General features: G+C 69.2%; 13 protein-coding genes. 11 read left to right on the top strand and 2 right to left on the bottom strand.

What is annotated here, in order from left to right; all coding sequences use genetic code 11:
- The first annotated feature begins 128 nt into the window (after positions 1 to 128).
- From MAE01_RS15400 to MAE01_RS15375, 6 genes are all read left to right on the top strand, one after another.
- Complete coding sequence (locus MAE01_RS15400) at positions 129 to 1,436, top strand: ABC transporter substrate-binding protein (RefSeq protein ID WP_147040911.1); 1,308 nt, start codon at positions 129 to 131, stop codon at positions 1,434 to 1,436.
- A gap of 83 nt (positions 1,437 to 1,519) precedes the next feature.
- Complete coding sequence (locus tag MAE01_RS15395) at positions 1,520 to 2,563, top strand: carbohydrate ABC transporter permease (protein WP_147040909.1); 1,044 nt, start codon at positions 1,520 to 1,522, stop codon at positions 2,561 to 2,563.
- Positions 2,560 to 3,447: a carbohydrate ABC transporter permease gene (locus MAE01_RS15390; protein WP_147040907.1), complete on the top strand. Its 888-nt coding sequence runs from the start codon at positions 2,560 to 2,562 to the stop codon at positions 3,445 to 3,447. The genes MAE01_RS15395 and MAE01_RS15390 overlap by 4 nt, the downstream gene beginning before the upstream one ends.
- Before the next feature lie 5 nt (positions 3,448 to 3,452).
- Positions 3,453 to 4,877, top strand: a complete 1,425-nt coding sequence (locus MAE01_RS15385; RefSeq protein ID WP_147040905.1) for a GH1 family beta-glucosidase — start codon at positions 3,453 to 3,455, stop codon at positions 4,875 to 4,877.
- A gap of 22 nt (positions 4,878 to 4,899) precedes the next feature.
- Positions 4,900 to 5,895 (top strand): LacI family DNA-binding transcriptional regulator, encoded by a 996-nt coding sequence (locus tag MAE01_RS15380; protein WP_147040903.1) that lies wholly within the window; start codon positions 4,900 to 4,902, stop codon positions 5,893 to 5,895.
- Between the two features lie 86 nt (positions 5,896 to 5,981).
- Positions 5,982 to 6,992 carry a hypothetical protein gene (locus MAE01_RS15375; protein ID WP_147040901.1) on the top strand — a complete coding sequence of 337 codons (1,011 nt, stop codon included), beginning with the start codon at positions 5,982 to 5,984 and terminating at the stop codon, positions 6,990 to 6,992.
- 36 nt (positions 6,993 to 7,028) lie between these two features.
- Here the strand turns inward: MAE01_RS15375 and MAE01_RS15370 are convergent, their stop codons facing one another.
- Positions 7,029 to 7,892, bottom strand: a complete 864-nt coding sequence (locus MAE01_RS15370; RefSeq protein WP_229718245.1) for a VOC family protein — start codon at positions 7,890 to 7,892, stop codon at positions 7,029 to 7,031.
- A gap of 36 nt (positions 7,893 to 7,928) precedes the next feature.
- The gene (locus MAE01_RS15365; protein ID WP_147040899.1) at positions 7,929 to 8,567 is read right to left on the bottom strand and encodes a GntR family transcriptional regulator; all 639 of its coding nucleotides are present in this window, start codon (positions 8,565 to 8,567) and stop codon (positions 7,929 to 7,931) included.
- 128 nt (positions 8,568 to 8,695) lie between these two features.
- Here MAE01_RS15365 and MAE01_RS15360 point away from each other — a divergent pair, with 128 nt between their 5' ends.
- Genes MAE01_RS15360 through MAE01_RS15340 form a run of 5 tightly spaced genes read left to right on the top strand, consistent with a single transcriptional unit; the run spans position 8,696 to position 14,846 of the window.
- Positions 8,696 to 9,955, top strand: a complete 1,260-nt coding sequence (locus MAE01_RS15360) for an NRAMP family divalent metal transporter (RefSeq protein WP_147040898.1) — start codon at positions 8,696 to 8,698, stop codon at positions 9,953 to 9,955.
- Between the two features lie 2 nt (positions 9,956 to 9,957).
- Positions 9,958 to 10,722, top strand: coding sequence for a LamB/YcsF family protein (locus MAE01_RS15355; protein WP_147040896.1), 765 nt, complete (start codon positions 9,958 to 9,960; stop codon positions 10,720 to 10,722).
- A 1-nt stretch (position 10,723) separates the two neighbouring features.
- Entirely contained in the window at positions 10,724 to 11,524 is an 801-nt protein-coding gene (locus MAE01_RS15350) for a putative hydro-lyase (RefSeq protein ID WP_186806267.1), read from the top strand.
- Positions 11,524 to 13,137, top strand: coding sequence for a 5-oxoprolinase subunit B/C family protein (locus MAE01_RS15345; RefSeq protein ID WP_147040894.1), 1,614 nt, complete (start codon positions 11,524 to 11,526; stop codon positions 13,135 to 13,137). The genes MAE01_RS15350 and MAE01_RS15345 overlap by 1 nt, the downstream gene beginning before the upstream one ends.
- Entirely contained in the window at positions 13,134 to 14,846 is a 1,713-nt protein-coding gene (locus MAE01_RS15340) for an acetyl/propionyl/methylcrotonyl-CoA carboxylase subunit alpha (RefSeq protein ID WP_147040892.1), read from the top strand. Before MAE01_RS15345 ends, MAE01_RS15340 begins: the two co-directional genes overlap by 4 nt.
- The last annotated feature ends 55 nt before the right edge of the window (positions 14,847 to 14,901 follow it).

Below are 14,901 nucleotides of genomic sequence, written 5' to 3'. Positions count from 1 at the left end.
GGGAGCGCTCCCATAGAGTGACTCGACAACCTTTGGGAGCGCTCCCATCCTGAAGCCGCCCCGCACGCGATCCATCTCTGCAGCACCACCCGCACCACCACCGCACCACCACACAAAGGAGTGAAACCGTGAACACACCCATCCGCCGACGGATGCTGGCGACAGCCGCCGTCGCATCCGTCGCAGCCCTCGCCCTCGCCGGTTGCTCGGCCGGAGGCTCCGAAGCCGACGCCGGCTCGGACGAGGACGTCACGCTGACCATCACCACGTTCGGCACGTTCGGCTATGACGACCTCTACGAGGAGTACGAGGATCTGCACCCGAACGTCACGATCGAGGCCACCAACATCGACACCGGCGGCAACGCCCGCACCGACGCGTTCACGAAGATCGCCGCCGGCTCCGGCCTCAGCGACATCGTCGCGATCGAAGAGGGCTGGCTCGGCGCCATCATGGACGTCTCCGACACCTTCGCCGATCTGCGCGACTACGGCATCGAGGACCGCAAGGGCGACTGGGTCGACTGGAAGTACGCCCAGGGCACCGATGCCGATGGCCGCGTGATCGGCTACGGCACCGACATCGGCCCGAGCGGCATCTGCTACAACGGCGCCGCGTTCGAAGCAGCCGGACTGCCGAGCGACCGCGAGTCCGTCGCGGAGCTGCTGACCGGCGACTGGGAGAACTTCTTCGCCGTCGGCCAGGAGTACACCGACAAGACGGGCAAGGCCTGGTACGACCACTCCGGCTTCGTCTGGAACGCCATGGTCAACCAGCTCGACGAGGGCTACTACACCGCAGACGGTGAGCTCAATGTCGACGGCAACGCCGAGCTGCAGGAACGTTTTGAGCTGCTGGGGGCGGCAACTGAGGGAGGCCAGTCGGCTGCGCAGGCGGCATGGGACTGGAACGGCGGCAAGTCGTTCGTCGATGGCACGTTCGCGACGTTCGTCTGCCCCGGCTGGATGCTGGGAGTCGTGCAGGGCCAGGTCGAAGCGGGCGGCGGCGACGCGTCGACCGGCTGGGACTTCGCCGACGTCTTCCCGGGCGGTGCGGCCAACTGGGGTGGCGCGTGGCTGTCGATCCCGGAGTCGTCTGCGCACAAGGTGGCGGCTGCTGAGCTCGCCGACTGGCTGACGCAGCCGGAGCAGCAGGTCAAGCAGTCCGTCGCGGCGGGCAACTTCCCGTCGACCGTCAAGGCTCAGGAGGAGCTGGCCGCTGATGCCACGCCGAACGAGTTCTTCAACGGTGCGCCCACCGGCGCCATCCTCGCCGAGCGTGCCAAGGGCGTCGTCGCGCAGTTCAAGGGCGCCGATGACTCGGTGATCCAGGAGAACGTCTTCGGCCCGGCGCTCAGCGCGCTCGACCGCGGCGAGACCGACACGCAGGGAGCCTGGGATCAGGCCATCCAGCTGCTGAACGACCTCGTCGGCTGACATCCTCCCGCGTCGACAGGCTCAGCGACCGCACCTTCGGATGCTGAGCCTGTCGACGCTCCATGAACGTCGAGGACACCACCATGACTCTCACCGCCCCGCCCCGCGAGCGCCGTGACACGGCATCCGCCGCGACGGCCGATGCCGCGCCGAAGCGCTCCTGGCGCCATCGCGTCTCGCGGTTCGACCAGAACGCCTCGCCGTACTTCTATGTCGCGCCGTTCTTCCTGCTGTTCGGCCTCGTCGGACTCTTCCCGCTCATCTACACGGTGTACGTCGCCGTGCACGACTGGGATCTGCTCAAGGGCGAAGGCGACTTCGTCGGCTTGGGGAACTTCGTCGAGATCCTCGGCGACGCGATGTTCTGGAACTCGATCTTCAACACCCTGAGCATCTTCCTGCTCTCCGCGATCCCGCAGCTCGCCGTCGCACTGCTGGTCGCCTACCTGCTCGACCGGGGGCTGCGCGCGCCGACCATCTGGCGCATGAGCGTGCTGATCCCGTTCGTCGTGACCCCTGTCGCCGTCGCCATCATCTTCTCCAGCATCTTCAATGAGGCCGACGGCCTCGCGAACAACCTGCTGAACCTCATCGGCATCGCCGACCAGCAGTGGAAGCACGACACGTTCCTCTCGCACATCGCCATCGCGATCATGGTGAACTTCCGCTGGACCGGGTACAACGCCCTGATCCTGCTCGCCGCGATGCAGGCGGTACCGCGCGATCTGTACGAGTCCGCCGCGATCGACGGTGCCGGTCCTGCCCGCCGGTTCTTCTCGATCACGATTCCGACGATCCGCCCCACGCTGATCTTCGTCATCATCACCGCGACGATCGGCGGACTGCAGATCTTCGCCGAACCGCGCCTGTTCGACGTCTCCACAGCGGGCGGCATCGGCGGCAGCGACCGGCAGTTCCAGACCACGGTGCTGTTCCTGTGGGAGCTGGCGTTCTTCCGCCGTAACCTCGGCGAGGCATCCGCCGTCGCCATCCTGCTGTTCCTGCTCATCGTCGGGATCGGCGTGATCAACTTCCTGCTCTCCCGGCGCATCGCCACCGGGGATGGGCCGAAGGCAGGCCGTGCCGCGCGCCGCCATGCGCGCAAGAACAAGGAGGTCGCGCGATGACCGCCACCCAGGCCCTGAGCGTGCCCGAGAAGATCCGCCGGCGCAGGCCGACCGGCGGCACAGCCGGCATCGGCAGCCGCCCCGGCTTCCTCACCTACGGGCTGCTGGCCGCATTCATCATCGGCAGCGTGTACCCGCTCTGGTGGTCGGTGGTCGTCGCCAGCGGCACGAACGCGACCCGCGGCGAGACCCTGCCGATGATCCCCGGCGGCAACTTCTTCGCCAACGCCGCCAAGGTGTTCGACGCGATCCCGTTCTGGCTGGCGCTCGGCAACTCGCTGATCGTCTCAGCGGTGATCACGATCTCAGTCGTGACCTTCTCGACCCTGGCGGGGTACGCGTTCGCGAAGCTCCGCTTCAAGGGCCGAGAGGGGCTCATGATCTTCGTGATCGCGACGATGGCGATTCCCACTCAGCTCGGCATCATCCCGCTGTTCATGGTCATGCGCGAACTCGGCTGGACCGGCTCGATCGGCGCCGTCATCATCCCGACGCTCGTCACCGCGTTCGGGGTGTTCTTCATGCGCCAGTACCTCGTCGACGTCATCCCGGACGAACTCCTCGAGGCTGCGCGCATGGACGGCGCGAACCAGTTCCGCACCTTCCTCACCGTCGGCATCCCCGCCGCGCGCCCGGCCATGGCGATCCTGGGACTGTTCACGTTCATGACGGCGTGGACCGACTACCTCTGGCCGCTGATCGTGCTCTCCCCCCAGAACCCGACGCTGCAGACGGCGCTCAGCCAGCTGCAGTCCGGCTACTACATCGACTACTCGATCGTGCTCACCGGTGCGGTGCTCGCGACCCTGCCCCTGCTCATCCTCTTCGTGGTGGCGGGCAAGCAGCTGGTCAGTGGCATCATGGCGGGCGCGGTGAAAGGATGACCCGTATGACGACCAGGCCGTTCCCGGACGACTTCCTCTTCGGCGCAGCCACGGCGGCGTACCAGATCGAAGGCGCCGCCCTCGAAGACGGCAGGAAGGCCTCGATCTGGGATGCCTTCGCCAGGGTGCCAGGGGCTGTCATCGACGGCGACAACGGCGACATCGCCTGCGACCACTATCACCGCTACCGTGACGACGTCGCGATGATGCGTGACCTCGGGCTGCAGACGTACCGCTTCTCGACCTCGTGGTCGCGAGTGCGTCCGGACGGCGGAGCGGTCAATCAGGCCGGCGTCGACTTCTACAGCCGCCTGGTCGACGAGCTCCTGGGTGCCGACATCCTGCCGTGGCTGACGCTGTACCACTGGGACATGCCGCAGGCGCTGCAGGAGAAAGGCGGCTGGACGAACCGCGATGTGGTCGGCCGCTTCCTCGAGTACGCCGGCACCATGCACGACGCGCTCGGCGACCGCGTGAACGTGTGGACGACCCTGAACGAGCCGTGGTGCTCGTCGTTCCTCTCCTACACGGGCGGCGAGCACGCGCCCGGCCACACCAGCATCGCCGAGGGACTGCTCGCCGCGCACCACCAGCTGCTCGCGCACGGCGAGACGATTCGTGAACTGCGCGGCCGCGACGCGAACCTGAACCTCGGGATCACGCTGAACCACACCGTGGCCGACGCCGCTGACCCGCAGAATCCGGCCGATGTCGACGCCGCGCGTCGCGTGGACGGGCAGTTCAATCGCTGGTTCCTCGACCCGATCTACCGCGGCGAGTACCCGGCGGACATCATCGAGGACTTCCGGGCGGTCGACGCGGATGCCGTCGCGCAGTTCGAGTCCGCGGTCCAGGACGGCGACCTCGAGACGATCTCGCAGCGCATCGACACGCAGGGCGTGAACTACTACCACGGCGACCTGCTCTCGGGCACGGCCCCAGAGCATCCGCCGATCTCGGGCGCACCGCGCACTGAGCGCAAGGGGCGCAGCCCCTACCCGTCGGATGCCGGCATCCACGCGGTCGAGCGCGGTCTTGCGCGCACGGCCCAGAACTGGGAGATCCAGCCGGAGGGCCTGACGCGTCTGCTGCGCCGCCTGTCGGACGGGTACACCGCCGAGCGTGGCGTGACCCTCTACGTCACCGAGAACGGCGCCGCCTTCGACGACGTGGTCGCCGAGGACGGCCAGGTGCACGACGAGGATCGCGTCGAGTACGTCCGCGCCCACCTGGGGGCGGTTCTGGATGCCGCCGACGCCGGCGTCGACGTGCGGGGCTTCTTCTACTGGTCGTTGATGGACAACTTCGAGTGGGCGTGGGGCTACGACAAGCGCTTCGGCATCGTGCGGGTCGACTACGACACACAGCAGCGCACGGTGAAGGACAGCGGCCGCGAGTACGCTCGGATCATCGCCGCACGCTCTCTCTGATCGCACGGCGGGAAGGAGAGCTGTGTCCGCTCGCGCGACCATCGAAGAGGTGGCGGCGACGGCCGGTGTGTCGAGGTCGACCGTCTCGCGGGTCGTCAACGGCTCGACCGCCGTCAGTCCCGAGGCGCTCAAGGCCGTGCAGGCCGCGATCGCAGAGCTCAACTATGTGCCGAACAGGGCGGCGCGCTCGCTGGCCTCGCGCCAGACGAACGCGATCGCCCTGATCGTCCCCGAGGACACCACGCGCTTCTTCGGCGACCCGTTCTTCGCGGCGATCGTGGCGGGCATCACGGGAGCACTGGCCGGGTCGGACTACATCCTGAACCTGCTGATCGCCAGTGACGATCCGGGCGACAAGATGGCGAGCTTCGTGCGCAACGGCGGCGTCGACGGTGCGCTCATCGTCTCGCACCACACTCATGACGACTACATCGACACGATCGCGGATGCCGTGCCCACCGTCTTCGGCGGGCGGCCGATCCGCGCGCGCGAGAGCGACTACGTCGTGGACGTCGACAACTTCGCGGGAGCCAGGACGGCCACTCAGCACCTCATCGACACCGGCCGTACGCGGATCGCGACGGTGACGGGTCCGCTCACGATGCTCGCCGCCGGCGACCGTCTGCAGGCCTTCCGAGCCGCGCTGGCGGATGCCGGACTCGAGCCGTTCGCGGTGGAGGAGGGCGACTACTTCGAAGCCGGCGGAGCCGAGGCCGCACGGCGCATCCTGGCCGCCGGAACACCGGACGCGATCTTCGTGGCGAGCGACCTGATGGCGCGCGGCGTCATCACCGCGCTGCGCCGGGCCGGGCTGCGTGTTCCGGACGATGTCGCCGTGGTGGGCTACGACGACTCCTCGGTGGCTCTGACGACCGATCCGCTTCTGACGACGGTGCGGCAGCCGATGTACAAGCAGGGCGAGACGATGGCGGCGGTGCTGCTCTCGCGCCTCGCCGGCCAGGAGCCGCCGAAGGTCACGATCCTGCCGACCGAACTGGTCGTGCGCGACTCGGCGTGAGGTGACGTGCCTGGCCGCGGAAAGTTACCGCTTCGTTGCGCTGCACGGTCGAGGTGCGCTCTAGCGTCGAGGGGGAGGAGGGCGCGATGCGGCGGACGGCAGTGATGGCGTTGCTCGCTCTCGCGCTCGTGCTCGCCGGATGCGCGATCCTTCCCGGGATCGGCCCCGATCCGCGCGTCGACGCGGTGCCGGTGCCGACGGCCACGTGCCCCGAGACGTACGCGGACGGGTATGCCGAGGCCGGACTCGTGCCCGAGGGATTCGATGCCGTCGCCGTCTTGCGCTGCAACCCGTTCGCCTCGCAGGAAGACCGCGATGGGGTCTGGTCGGGGGTGATGCTCGAGCGCCTGGAGGGTGACTTGGAGCCCGTGCTCACCGCTCTCGCGACGCCGAGCGACCCGAGGTCGGCCGGACCGTGCGCTGCCGTCGCGTACCTCGTTCCGGAGCTGTGGATCGAGCGGGCAGAAGGTGACGTCGTACGCGTCGCCATTCCCGCTGACGGGTGCGGGGCGCCCAAGCAGGTGGGGCTCGAGGTCGCGCTCGATGCGCTCACCGTGGTCGACGAGACGTTCACGCCCGTCTCGCTGGTCGAATCGAACGGGGCGACGGTGGCCGGCTGCGCGACGCAGGCCGGGATGCTGGTGCTCGCCGATCCGAGCGATGCCGACTGGCTGGATGCCGGACAGACAGTGCCCGGCGGCGACCAGGCCGTCGGCGAGGATCATCTCATTCCGTACGAGATGCCCGCCTGGCCGGAAGCGTCGCAGGTGGCCGGCGCGCGGCTGTGCGACTACGCCGCCACCACTCCGAGCGAGACAGCACCTGCACCCGCGGGGGACGCCGGGGTGTTCGTCGGGATGCGGGAACTGACCGCATCCGAGGCGAGAGCGCTCCTCTCGGAGGTGCCACACGCGCCCGCCGCGGCGACCTGCGCGGCGGCCGCGACCCGGTTCGTCGTCGTGCATCTGCTCCTGGGCGGGGAAGATGCGGTCGCCTTCACGGTCGAACTGGATGGATGCCGGCGGTTGGCGGACCCGGGCCTCAACGCGCATGTGGCATCAGCCGATCTGCTCGCGCTCCTGGCTCCGCCGAGCTGACCGCCGCGTTCGCCGAAGCGACCCGATCGGTGGGTCTCAGGCGGCGAGCTGAGCCTTGAGGATGTTGTTCCACGGGTCGCGGAACGTCAGTGTCTTGCCGTCGTCGGCGACCTGACTGCCGAAGTGGGTGAGACGCTCGTTCAGTTCGCCGAGGGCGTCCGCGTTCGGCAGCGCGAGGTCGACCTGTCCGAGGCCCAGTGCCGGCATCCGCGGGCCGGCGCCGCGCGAGTTCCAGACGTTCATCGCCATGTGGTGGTGGTAGCCGCCGGCGCTGACGAACAGCGCCTGGTCTCCCATCGCCAGGGTGGCGTCGAAGCCGAGTCGGCGCACGTAGAAGTCGCGGGCCGAGGCGACATCGCCGACGGAGAGGTGCACGTGTCCGATCTCTGCACGCTCTGTCGCGGTCGATCCGGCCGCGACCTCCTCGGTCAGGTGCTCGCGGAGGAAGGTGTTCGGGTCGAGGTACAGCGTCGCCATCTCGACCTGACCGTGCGTCCACGACCACTCCGACCGCGCACGATCCCAGTACAGCTCGATGCCGTTGCCCTCGGGGTCGGTCAGGTAGAACGCCTGGCTGACGAGGTGGTCGGCGCTGCCGGTGAAGGTCTGCGGCGCGCGCTGCGCGACCGAGTACAGAGCGGCTGCCAGCGCCGCCTGCGTCTCGAACAGGATGGCGGTGTGGAACATGCCGGCGGAGCCTCGTGCCGCGTGCTTCAGTGACGGAGAGTGCTGCAGGACGACGATCGGGATGCCGGCGCGTCCGAGCACCACGGTGTCGCCCTCGGAGCTGAGCACCTGAAGGGTGACGACGTCACGGTAGAAGGAGGTCATCGCATCGAGGTCGGCGACGAACAGGGTGACAGCCCCCATTGTTGTTGCCGCGGCAAGTTTTTCCTTCATGTCAGGTTAAACGCCTCCACGCGAGATCTATTCCCGCTAATGCTTGCCCATCCGCGAGAACGCCCCCAGCACCAGCCGCTCCGACTGGATCAGGTAGTCCTCGAGGGCGTCGGCCGCGGCATCCGGCCCCTTGTTCAGCAGCGCATCGAGAACGATGCGGTTCTTGCGCACGAACGGCTCGTGCAGCGCCCGGGGGTCGTCGATCTCGAGGAAGACGAGACGCAACTCCGCGGCAAGATTTCGGTACGTTCGGGCGAGGCGCGGGCTGTCGGCGAGGTCGACGAGAGCGACGTGGAACGCCATGTTCGCGCTTCCGACGCCCCGCCACTCCTCCTCGGGGATGAGGCGTTCGGCCTCCTCGAGGGTCCCCGTCATGCGCTGGACGGCAGGATGCTGCGGCTCGCACCCCCGCAGGACTGTGCACTCGATGGTGCGTCGCGAGCGGTAGATGTCGATGACGTCCGCGATGGTGGGTGCTGCGACCGAGACCCCGCGATGCGGCGTGTGCTCGATCAGCCCCTGCTCGGCGAGAACGCGGAACGCCTCGCGGACCGTGTTGCGGGAGACCTCGAACCGGCCGGCCAGCATCGCCTCGGACAGCTTCGAGCCCGGCGCGAACTCGCCGTCGATGATGCTCTGTCGCAGTGCGTCGGCCAGCAGCCCCTGTTGGATCACGCCTTCATGCTAGGGGAGCGCTCGCGCTTCGTAGCATGCCGGAAACATTCTTGTAGAACAATCGACCCCGTTCGTGTTCTACACTCGGTGTCATCCGACACCCAACAAAGACGATGGGATCCCCCTTCATGTCAGAGCAGACTCAGACCGACGCCCAGCTCGCCGCGGTGAAGAAGCGCGTAGGCCGCAGTGGCGTCATCGGCGCGATCTTCCTGATGGCCACCAGCGCCATCGGCCCGGGCTTCATCACCCAGACCGCCACCTTCACCGCCCAGCTCGGCGCCGCCTTCGCGTTCGCCATCCTCGTCTCGGTGCTCATCGACATCGCCGTGCAGCTGAACATCTGGCGGATGATCACCTCCTCCGGCAAGCGCGCCGGTGAGTTGGCCAACAGCGCCATCCCGTTCTCGGGCCACATCATCGCCGTGCTCATCGTGATCGGCGGACTCGCCTTCAACATCGGCAACATCGCCGGCGGTGGCCTCGGGCTCAACGCCCTGCTCGGCATCGACCCGAAGATCGGCGGCCTCGTCACCGGCGCCCTCGCGATCATCATCTTCCTCATCAAGAAGGCGGGGCGGGTCATGGACATCGTCCTCGTCGTCCTCGGCATCGCGATGATCGGCATGACCGTGGCCGTCGCGATCATGTCGCAGCCGCCGATCGGCGAAGCACTGCGCCAGACGTTCGCGCCCGACGAGCTGAACTTCGCCACCATCACGACGATCGTCGGCGGCACCGTCGGCGGCTACATCACCTACTCCGGAGCGCACCGCTACCTCGACTCCGGGCACGTCGGCCCCGAGCAGGCGGGCCCGGTGATGCGTGCCGCCGCGAACGGCATCATCATCACCGGCATCATGCGCTACGTGCTCTTCCTCGCGATCCTCGGCGTCGTGGCATCCGGCGTGACGCTCGACCTCACCACGCAGGCTGCCAACCCGGCCGGCCAGGCATTCGGCGCCGTGCTGGGAGACGCGGGCCTGCGGATCTTCGGCGCGATCTTCTGGGCGGCGGCGCTCAGCTCGGTGATCGGCGCCGCGTACACGTCGGCGACGTTCCTCTCCACCTTCCACAAGCGCTTCCTCGGTGGCTGGTCGCTGCAGTGGGCGACGGTGATCTTCATCGTCGTGTCGCTGATCATCTATCTGCTCATCGGCACAGCGCCCGCCGCGATCCTCGTCTTCGTCGGCGGTTTCAACGGACTGATCCTGCCCATCGGACTGACCGTGTTCATGTACATCGGCTGGTTCCGCCGCGATCTGCTCGGCACGCGCAAGTACCCGATGTGGCTGCTGATCGCCGGCACGCTCGTGACCCTGCTGACCTGGTACATGGGTATCGTCTCGGTCGGACCAATCTTCGCCTTCCTCGGAATCGGAGCCTGACAATGCCCACCATCGACCTGAACTCCGACCTCGGCGAGAACGTCCAGGGCCGCGTCGTCAGCGACGATGCGGCGATGCTCGAGATCGTCACCAGCGCGAACGTGTCGTGCGGGTTCCACGCCGGCAGCCCGGAGGGCATCCGCGATACGCTTGCCGCCGCCGTGCAGGGCGGCGTCGTGATCGGCGCCCACCCCGGGTACCGCGACTACGAGAACTTCGGACGAACCAAGGTCGACATCGACTCGGCGACGCTGCAGGCGCACGTCGAGTACCAGCTCGGCGCGCTGATCGGACTGACCTCCGCCGTCGGCGGGACGGTCGCCTACGTCAAGCCGCACGGCGCTCTCTACAACACGATCGCCCGGGATGAGCGGCAGTCGGCCGACGTGGTCGCCGCCATCAAGGCCATCGACCCGAACCTGGTGCTCCTGGGTCTCGCCGGCGGCGTTGTGCTGGACGTGGCGGCTCGCGCCGGGCTCGCGGTCGCCGCAGAGGCGTTCGCCGACCGGGCGTACCAGCCGGACGGCCAGCTCGTCTCCCGCACCGAGGACGGGGCCGTGCTGCGCGACCCCGCCGCCGTCGCCGAGCGCATGGTGCGCCTCGCAGACGAGGGCGTGATCCGCGCGATCGACGGCACCGACGTGCGCGTCGACGCACAGTCCATCTGCGTGCACGGTGACAGCCCCGGCTCGATCGCGATGGCCGCGGAGACGAAACGGATGCTGCAGGCAGCCGGCATCACGATCGCCCCGTTCACGGCGGCCTGACGTGTCCGTCGTCGCCACCCCCGACCAGCTGCGGGCCGCGCGCACTGCACGCCAGGCGTACCGGGAGGGGTTTTCGGAACCGACCAGCGGTATCGCCGCGGGGCTCACGCAGGCCAACCTCATCGCGGTTCCGGCCGACTGGGCGTTCGAGACGCTGCTGTACGCGCAGCGCAATCCGAAGCCGTGCCCCGTGCTCGAGGTCATCGAGCAGGGGCAGATCGAATCTGTGCTCGCGCCGGGAAGCGACATCCGCACCGACATCGGCAGCTACCGGATCTGGCGTGACGGCGAACTGGCCGAGGAGGTCACCGACGCGCGGCCGGCGTGGGAGGAGCATCCCGACCTCGTCGCGTTCCTGATCGGATGCAGCTTCACGTTCGAGACCGGCCTCGTCGAGGCCGGCATCCCGATCCGTCACCAGGAACTCGGCCGGAACGTGCCGATGTACCGCACGAACATCGATTGCACGCCGGCCGGGCGGCTCCGTGGCGAGATGGTCGTCTCGATGCGTCCGATTCCCGCCGGGCGGGTGGCGGATGCCGTGCAGATCTCCGGACGGACCCCCGCAGTCCACGGCGCCCCCGTGCACGTCGGCGATCCCGCGTCGCTCGGCATCGCCGACCTCAGCCTGCCCGACTTCGGCGATGCGCCGGAGGTGCGTGACGGCGAGATCCCGGTGTTCTGGGCCTGCGGCGTCACCCCTCAGGCGGCGATCATGGCGTCCAAGCCGCCGTTCGCCGTCACCCACTCGCCGGGGTACATGTTCATCACCGACGTTCCGGATGCGGAGTACATCGTCTGATGCGCATCCTCACGGCATCCGACCGGTCGCTGCTGGTCGAGGCAGCCGACCTCGACGAGGCGATGCGGCTGAACCTCGCCTGGGACGGCGTACCCGGTGTCGTCGAGCGCATCCCGGGCGCGCGCACCGTGCTCGTGAGCTTCGACCCGGTGCGGACGTCGGCCGCGGCGCTCGCCGCTGTTCTCGAGGCGACTGAGCTGGATGCCGAGCACGTGCCGCACACGCGCGAGGTCACCGTGCCGGTGCGGTACGACGGGGAGGATCTCGTTGAAGCTGCGGGGCTGCTCGGCGTCTCGGCGGAGGAGCTCGTGAACCGCCACCTCACCGCCGACTGGCAGGTCGCGTTCTCGGGCTTCGCACCCGGCTTCGGTTACATCGTCAGCAGCGATCCGCTGTTCGACGTGCCGCGCAGGTCGTCGCCGCGCACGCGAGTGCCGGCGGGATCGGTCGCGCTCGCCGGCCAATTCACCGGGGTGTATCCGAGGGAGAGCCCCGGCGGCTGGCAGCTCATCGGACGCACGGATGCCGTGATGTGGGACATCGACCGCGATCCGCCGGCGCTCCTGGCACCAGGGACGTCCGTGCGGTTCGAGCGCGCTGATCGGGACGTCATCTCCTCGTCAGCCCACTCCGCCCCATCGGAAAACAGAGACGACACGGACGACCGTCGGCGTGTCGGGGCCCGCCGCGCCGACGACACGCCAGATGGTCTGGGTTTTCCCGCTGGGGCAGCTGTCGAGGTCATCCGCCCGTCTATGCAGCTGCTGGTGCAGGATGCCGGGCGTCCCGGCCACGCGGCCCTCGGCGTCTCGGCATCCGGGGCCGCCGACCGCACCGCCATGCGCGATGCGAACCGAGCCGTCGGCAACCAGCCGGGCGCCGCTGTCCTCGAGAGCGTCGGCGGCGCGACCCTGCGCTTCCACGGAGACGGCGTCGCCGTCGTCACCGGAGCCGAGGGCGACCTGACTCTGACCGACGCGAATCGGATCGCGCGCAACATCCCGCACGCCACCCCGTTCGCCACCGTCGCCGGCGACGAGCTCGCCCTCGGGCACCCGACCCGCGGGCTCCGCTACGTCATCGGCATCCGCGGCGGACTGGCCGCGGCATCCGCCCTCGGCAGCCGCGCCGCCGACACGCTCGCCGGACTCGGCCCGGACGCGCTCGCCGCAGGCGACGTCATCGCGATCGGGAACGCCGTGGCGGGCGCGGTCGATCCTCTCGTGCAACCGCGTGAGCTTCCGGCATCCGGCGACCTCGTCGAACTCGACATCACGCTCGGTCCGCGCGACGACTGGTTCACGGCATCCGCCCTCCAGACGCTCACGACGCAGGAGTGGCTGGTCACTCCGCGCTCCGATCGGGTCGGCATCCGCCTGCACGGCGGGGTGCCGCTGGAGCGCGCAACCCAGGGCGAACTCCCCAGCGAGGGCGCCGTGACCGGAGCGATCCAGGTGCCCGCCGACGGGCAGCCGGTGCTGTTCCTGCCCGACCACCCGCTCACCGGCGGCTACCCGATCATCGGCGCGCTCACCGATCGCTGCCTGGATCTCGCCGCCCAGCTTCCTCCGGGTGCTCGCATCCGCTTCCGCATCGAAGAAGGACAGTCATGAAGAAGGTACTGATCGCCAACCGCGGCGAGATCGCCGTGCGCGTGATCCGCGCCTGCGCCGAGGCGGGTTACGCCTCGGTCGCGGTCTACGCCGACCAGGATGCCGAGGCGCTGCACGTGCGTCTCGCCGACGAAGCCGTGGGGCTCGACGGCACGACCGCTGCGGACACGTACCTGTCGATATCCGCGTTGCTGGAAGCGGCGCAGGCCTCCGGAGCCGACGCCGTGCACCCCGGGTACGGTTTCCTGTCCGAGAGCGCCGCCTTCGCGCGCGCGGTCGAGGATGCCGGGCTCACCTGGATCGGCCCCTCGCCCGACAGCATCGACGCCCTCGGCGACAAGATGACCGCCCGCCGCATCGCGCAGAAGGTCGGCGCCCCTCTCGCCGCCGGAACCGACCAGCCGCTCGCCGGGCCCGCCGAAGCCGTCGCATTCGCCGAGGAGCACGGGCTGCCCCTCGCGATCAAGGCCGCGTTCGGCGGCGGAGGACGCGGACTCAAGGTCGTGCGCGAACTCGCCGAGGTGGCCGAGGCGTTCGACGCCGCCACTCGCGAGGCGATCGTGGCGTTCGGGCGCGGAGAGTGCTTCGTGGAGCGGTTCCTGGAAAGCCCGCGCCACATCGAGGTGCAGGTGCTCGGCGACGGTCAGGGCGCGGTGATCGCCGTCGGCGACCGGGACTGCTCTATGCAGCGCCGCAACCAGAAGCTCATCGAGGAGGCGCCGGCGCCCGGCCTGACACCGGAGCAGCGTTCGGAGATCCACGAGGCGGCGCGGCGGATCTGCGCCGAGGTGTCGTACCGCGGCGCAGGAACGGTCGAGTTCCTGCTGGCGGCCGACGGCACGATCTCGTTCCTCGAGGTGAACACGCGGCTGCAGGTGGAGCATCCTGTGACCGAGGAGATCACCGGCGTCGACCTGGTGCGCGAGCAGTTCCGCATCGCGGAGGGACTCGGGGTCTCGTTCGACCAGACGCCGGAGCCGCGCGGTCACGCGTTCGAGTTCCGCATCAACGCCGAAGACCCGGGGCGCGGGTTCCTGCCGAGCCCCGGCCTGGTGGAGTCGCTGCGGATCCCGGGTGGCCCCGGCGTCCGCTGGGACAGCGGGATCGAGGCGGGGGATGTCGTGCAACCGTCGTTCGACTCGATGATCGCGAAGCTCATCGTGCACGCCGACACGCGGGATGCCGCGCTGGTGCGCGCGCGCCGCGCGCTGCGCGAGCTCGCGGTCGAGGGCCCTGCCACCGTGATCGGGTTCGATCGGCTCGCCGTCGACGAGCCGGAGTTCGCGACGGAGACGTTCGGCGTCCACACGCAGTGGATCGAGAGCACGCTGCTGCCGCGCCTGGAGCCGCAGCTGCGGCCGGCACCGATCGAGGATGCCGGGATGCAGCGCTTCGGCGTCGAGATCGACGGGCGCCGGGTGGTGCTCGGGGTTCCGGCAGCGCTGTTGCGGGGATTCGCGTCGTCGGGCTCGCCGGCCCCACCGGAAGCGACCGCCGACCCGGCCGACCTGCGCGCCCCCGCGCCGGGGAGCCTGGTGCGCTGGCTCGTCGATGACGGCGCTTCGATCGAAGCGGGGGATGCCGTCGCCGTGCTGGATGCGATGAAGATGGAGACCCAGATCGCCGCGCATCGCGCAGGAAAGTTGTCGCACGCGGCATCCGCCGGCGACACGGTCAGCGCGGACGCCGTGATCGGCCGCATCGGCTGAGGCTGCGGCATCCGGTCAGCCGCCTGCGTGCCTCACTTGCGGCGGGTCCTGGCCC

Origin of the sequence: Microbacterium aerolatum (assembly GCF_007988825.1) — a bacterium.
Lineage (GTDB): Bacteria > Actinomycetota > Actinomycetes > Actinomycetales > Microbacteriaceae > Microbacterium > Microbacterium aerolatum.
The sequence above is the reverse complement of the archived record's forward strand: the minus strand, read 5'-3'. Positions and strand labels throughout refer to the sequence as shown.

Coding starts and splice junctions, on each gene's coding strand:
- MAE01_RS15385 (WP_147040905.1), top strand. CDS start 3,453: ATGACGACCAGGCCGTTCCCGGACGACTTCCTCTTCGGCGCAGCCACG.
- MAE01_RS15345 (WP_147040894.1), top strand. CDS start 11,524: ATGCGCATCCTCACGGCATCCGACCGGTCGCTGCTGGTCGAGGCAGCC.
- MAE01_RS15370 (WP_229718245.1), bottom strand. CDS start 7,892: ATGAAGGAAAAACTTGCCGCGGCAACAACAATGGGGGCTGTCACCCTG.
- MAE01_RS15395 (WP_147040909.1), top strand. CDS start 1,520: ATGACTCTCACCGCCCCGCCCCGCGAGCGCCGTGACACGGCATCCGCC.
- MAE01_RS15375 (WP_147040901.1), top strand. CDS start 5,982: ATGCGGCGGACGGCAGTGATGGCGTTGCTCGCTCTCGCGCTCGTGCTC.
- MAE01_RS15360 (WP_147040898.1), top strand. CDS start 8,696: ATGTCAGAGCAGACTCAGACCGACGCCCAGCTCGCCGCGGTGAAGAAG.
- MAE01_RS15340 (WP_147040892.1), top strand. CDS start 13,134: ATGAAGAAGGTACTGATCGCCAACCGCGGCGAGATCGCCGTGCGCGTG.
- MAE01_RS15355 (WP_147040896.1), top strand. CDS start 9,958: ATGCCCACCATCGACCTGAACTCCGACCTCGGCGAGAACGTCCAGGGC.
- MAE01_RS15390 (WP_147040907.1), top strand. CDS start 2,560: ATGACCGCCACCCAGGCCCTGAGCGTGCCCGAGAAGATCCGCCGGCGC.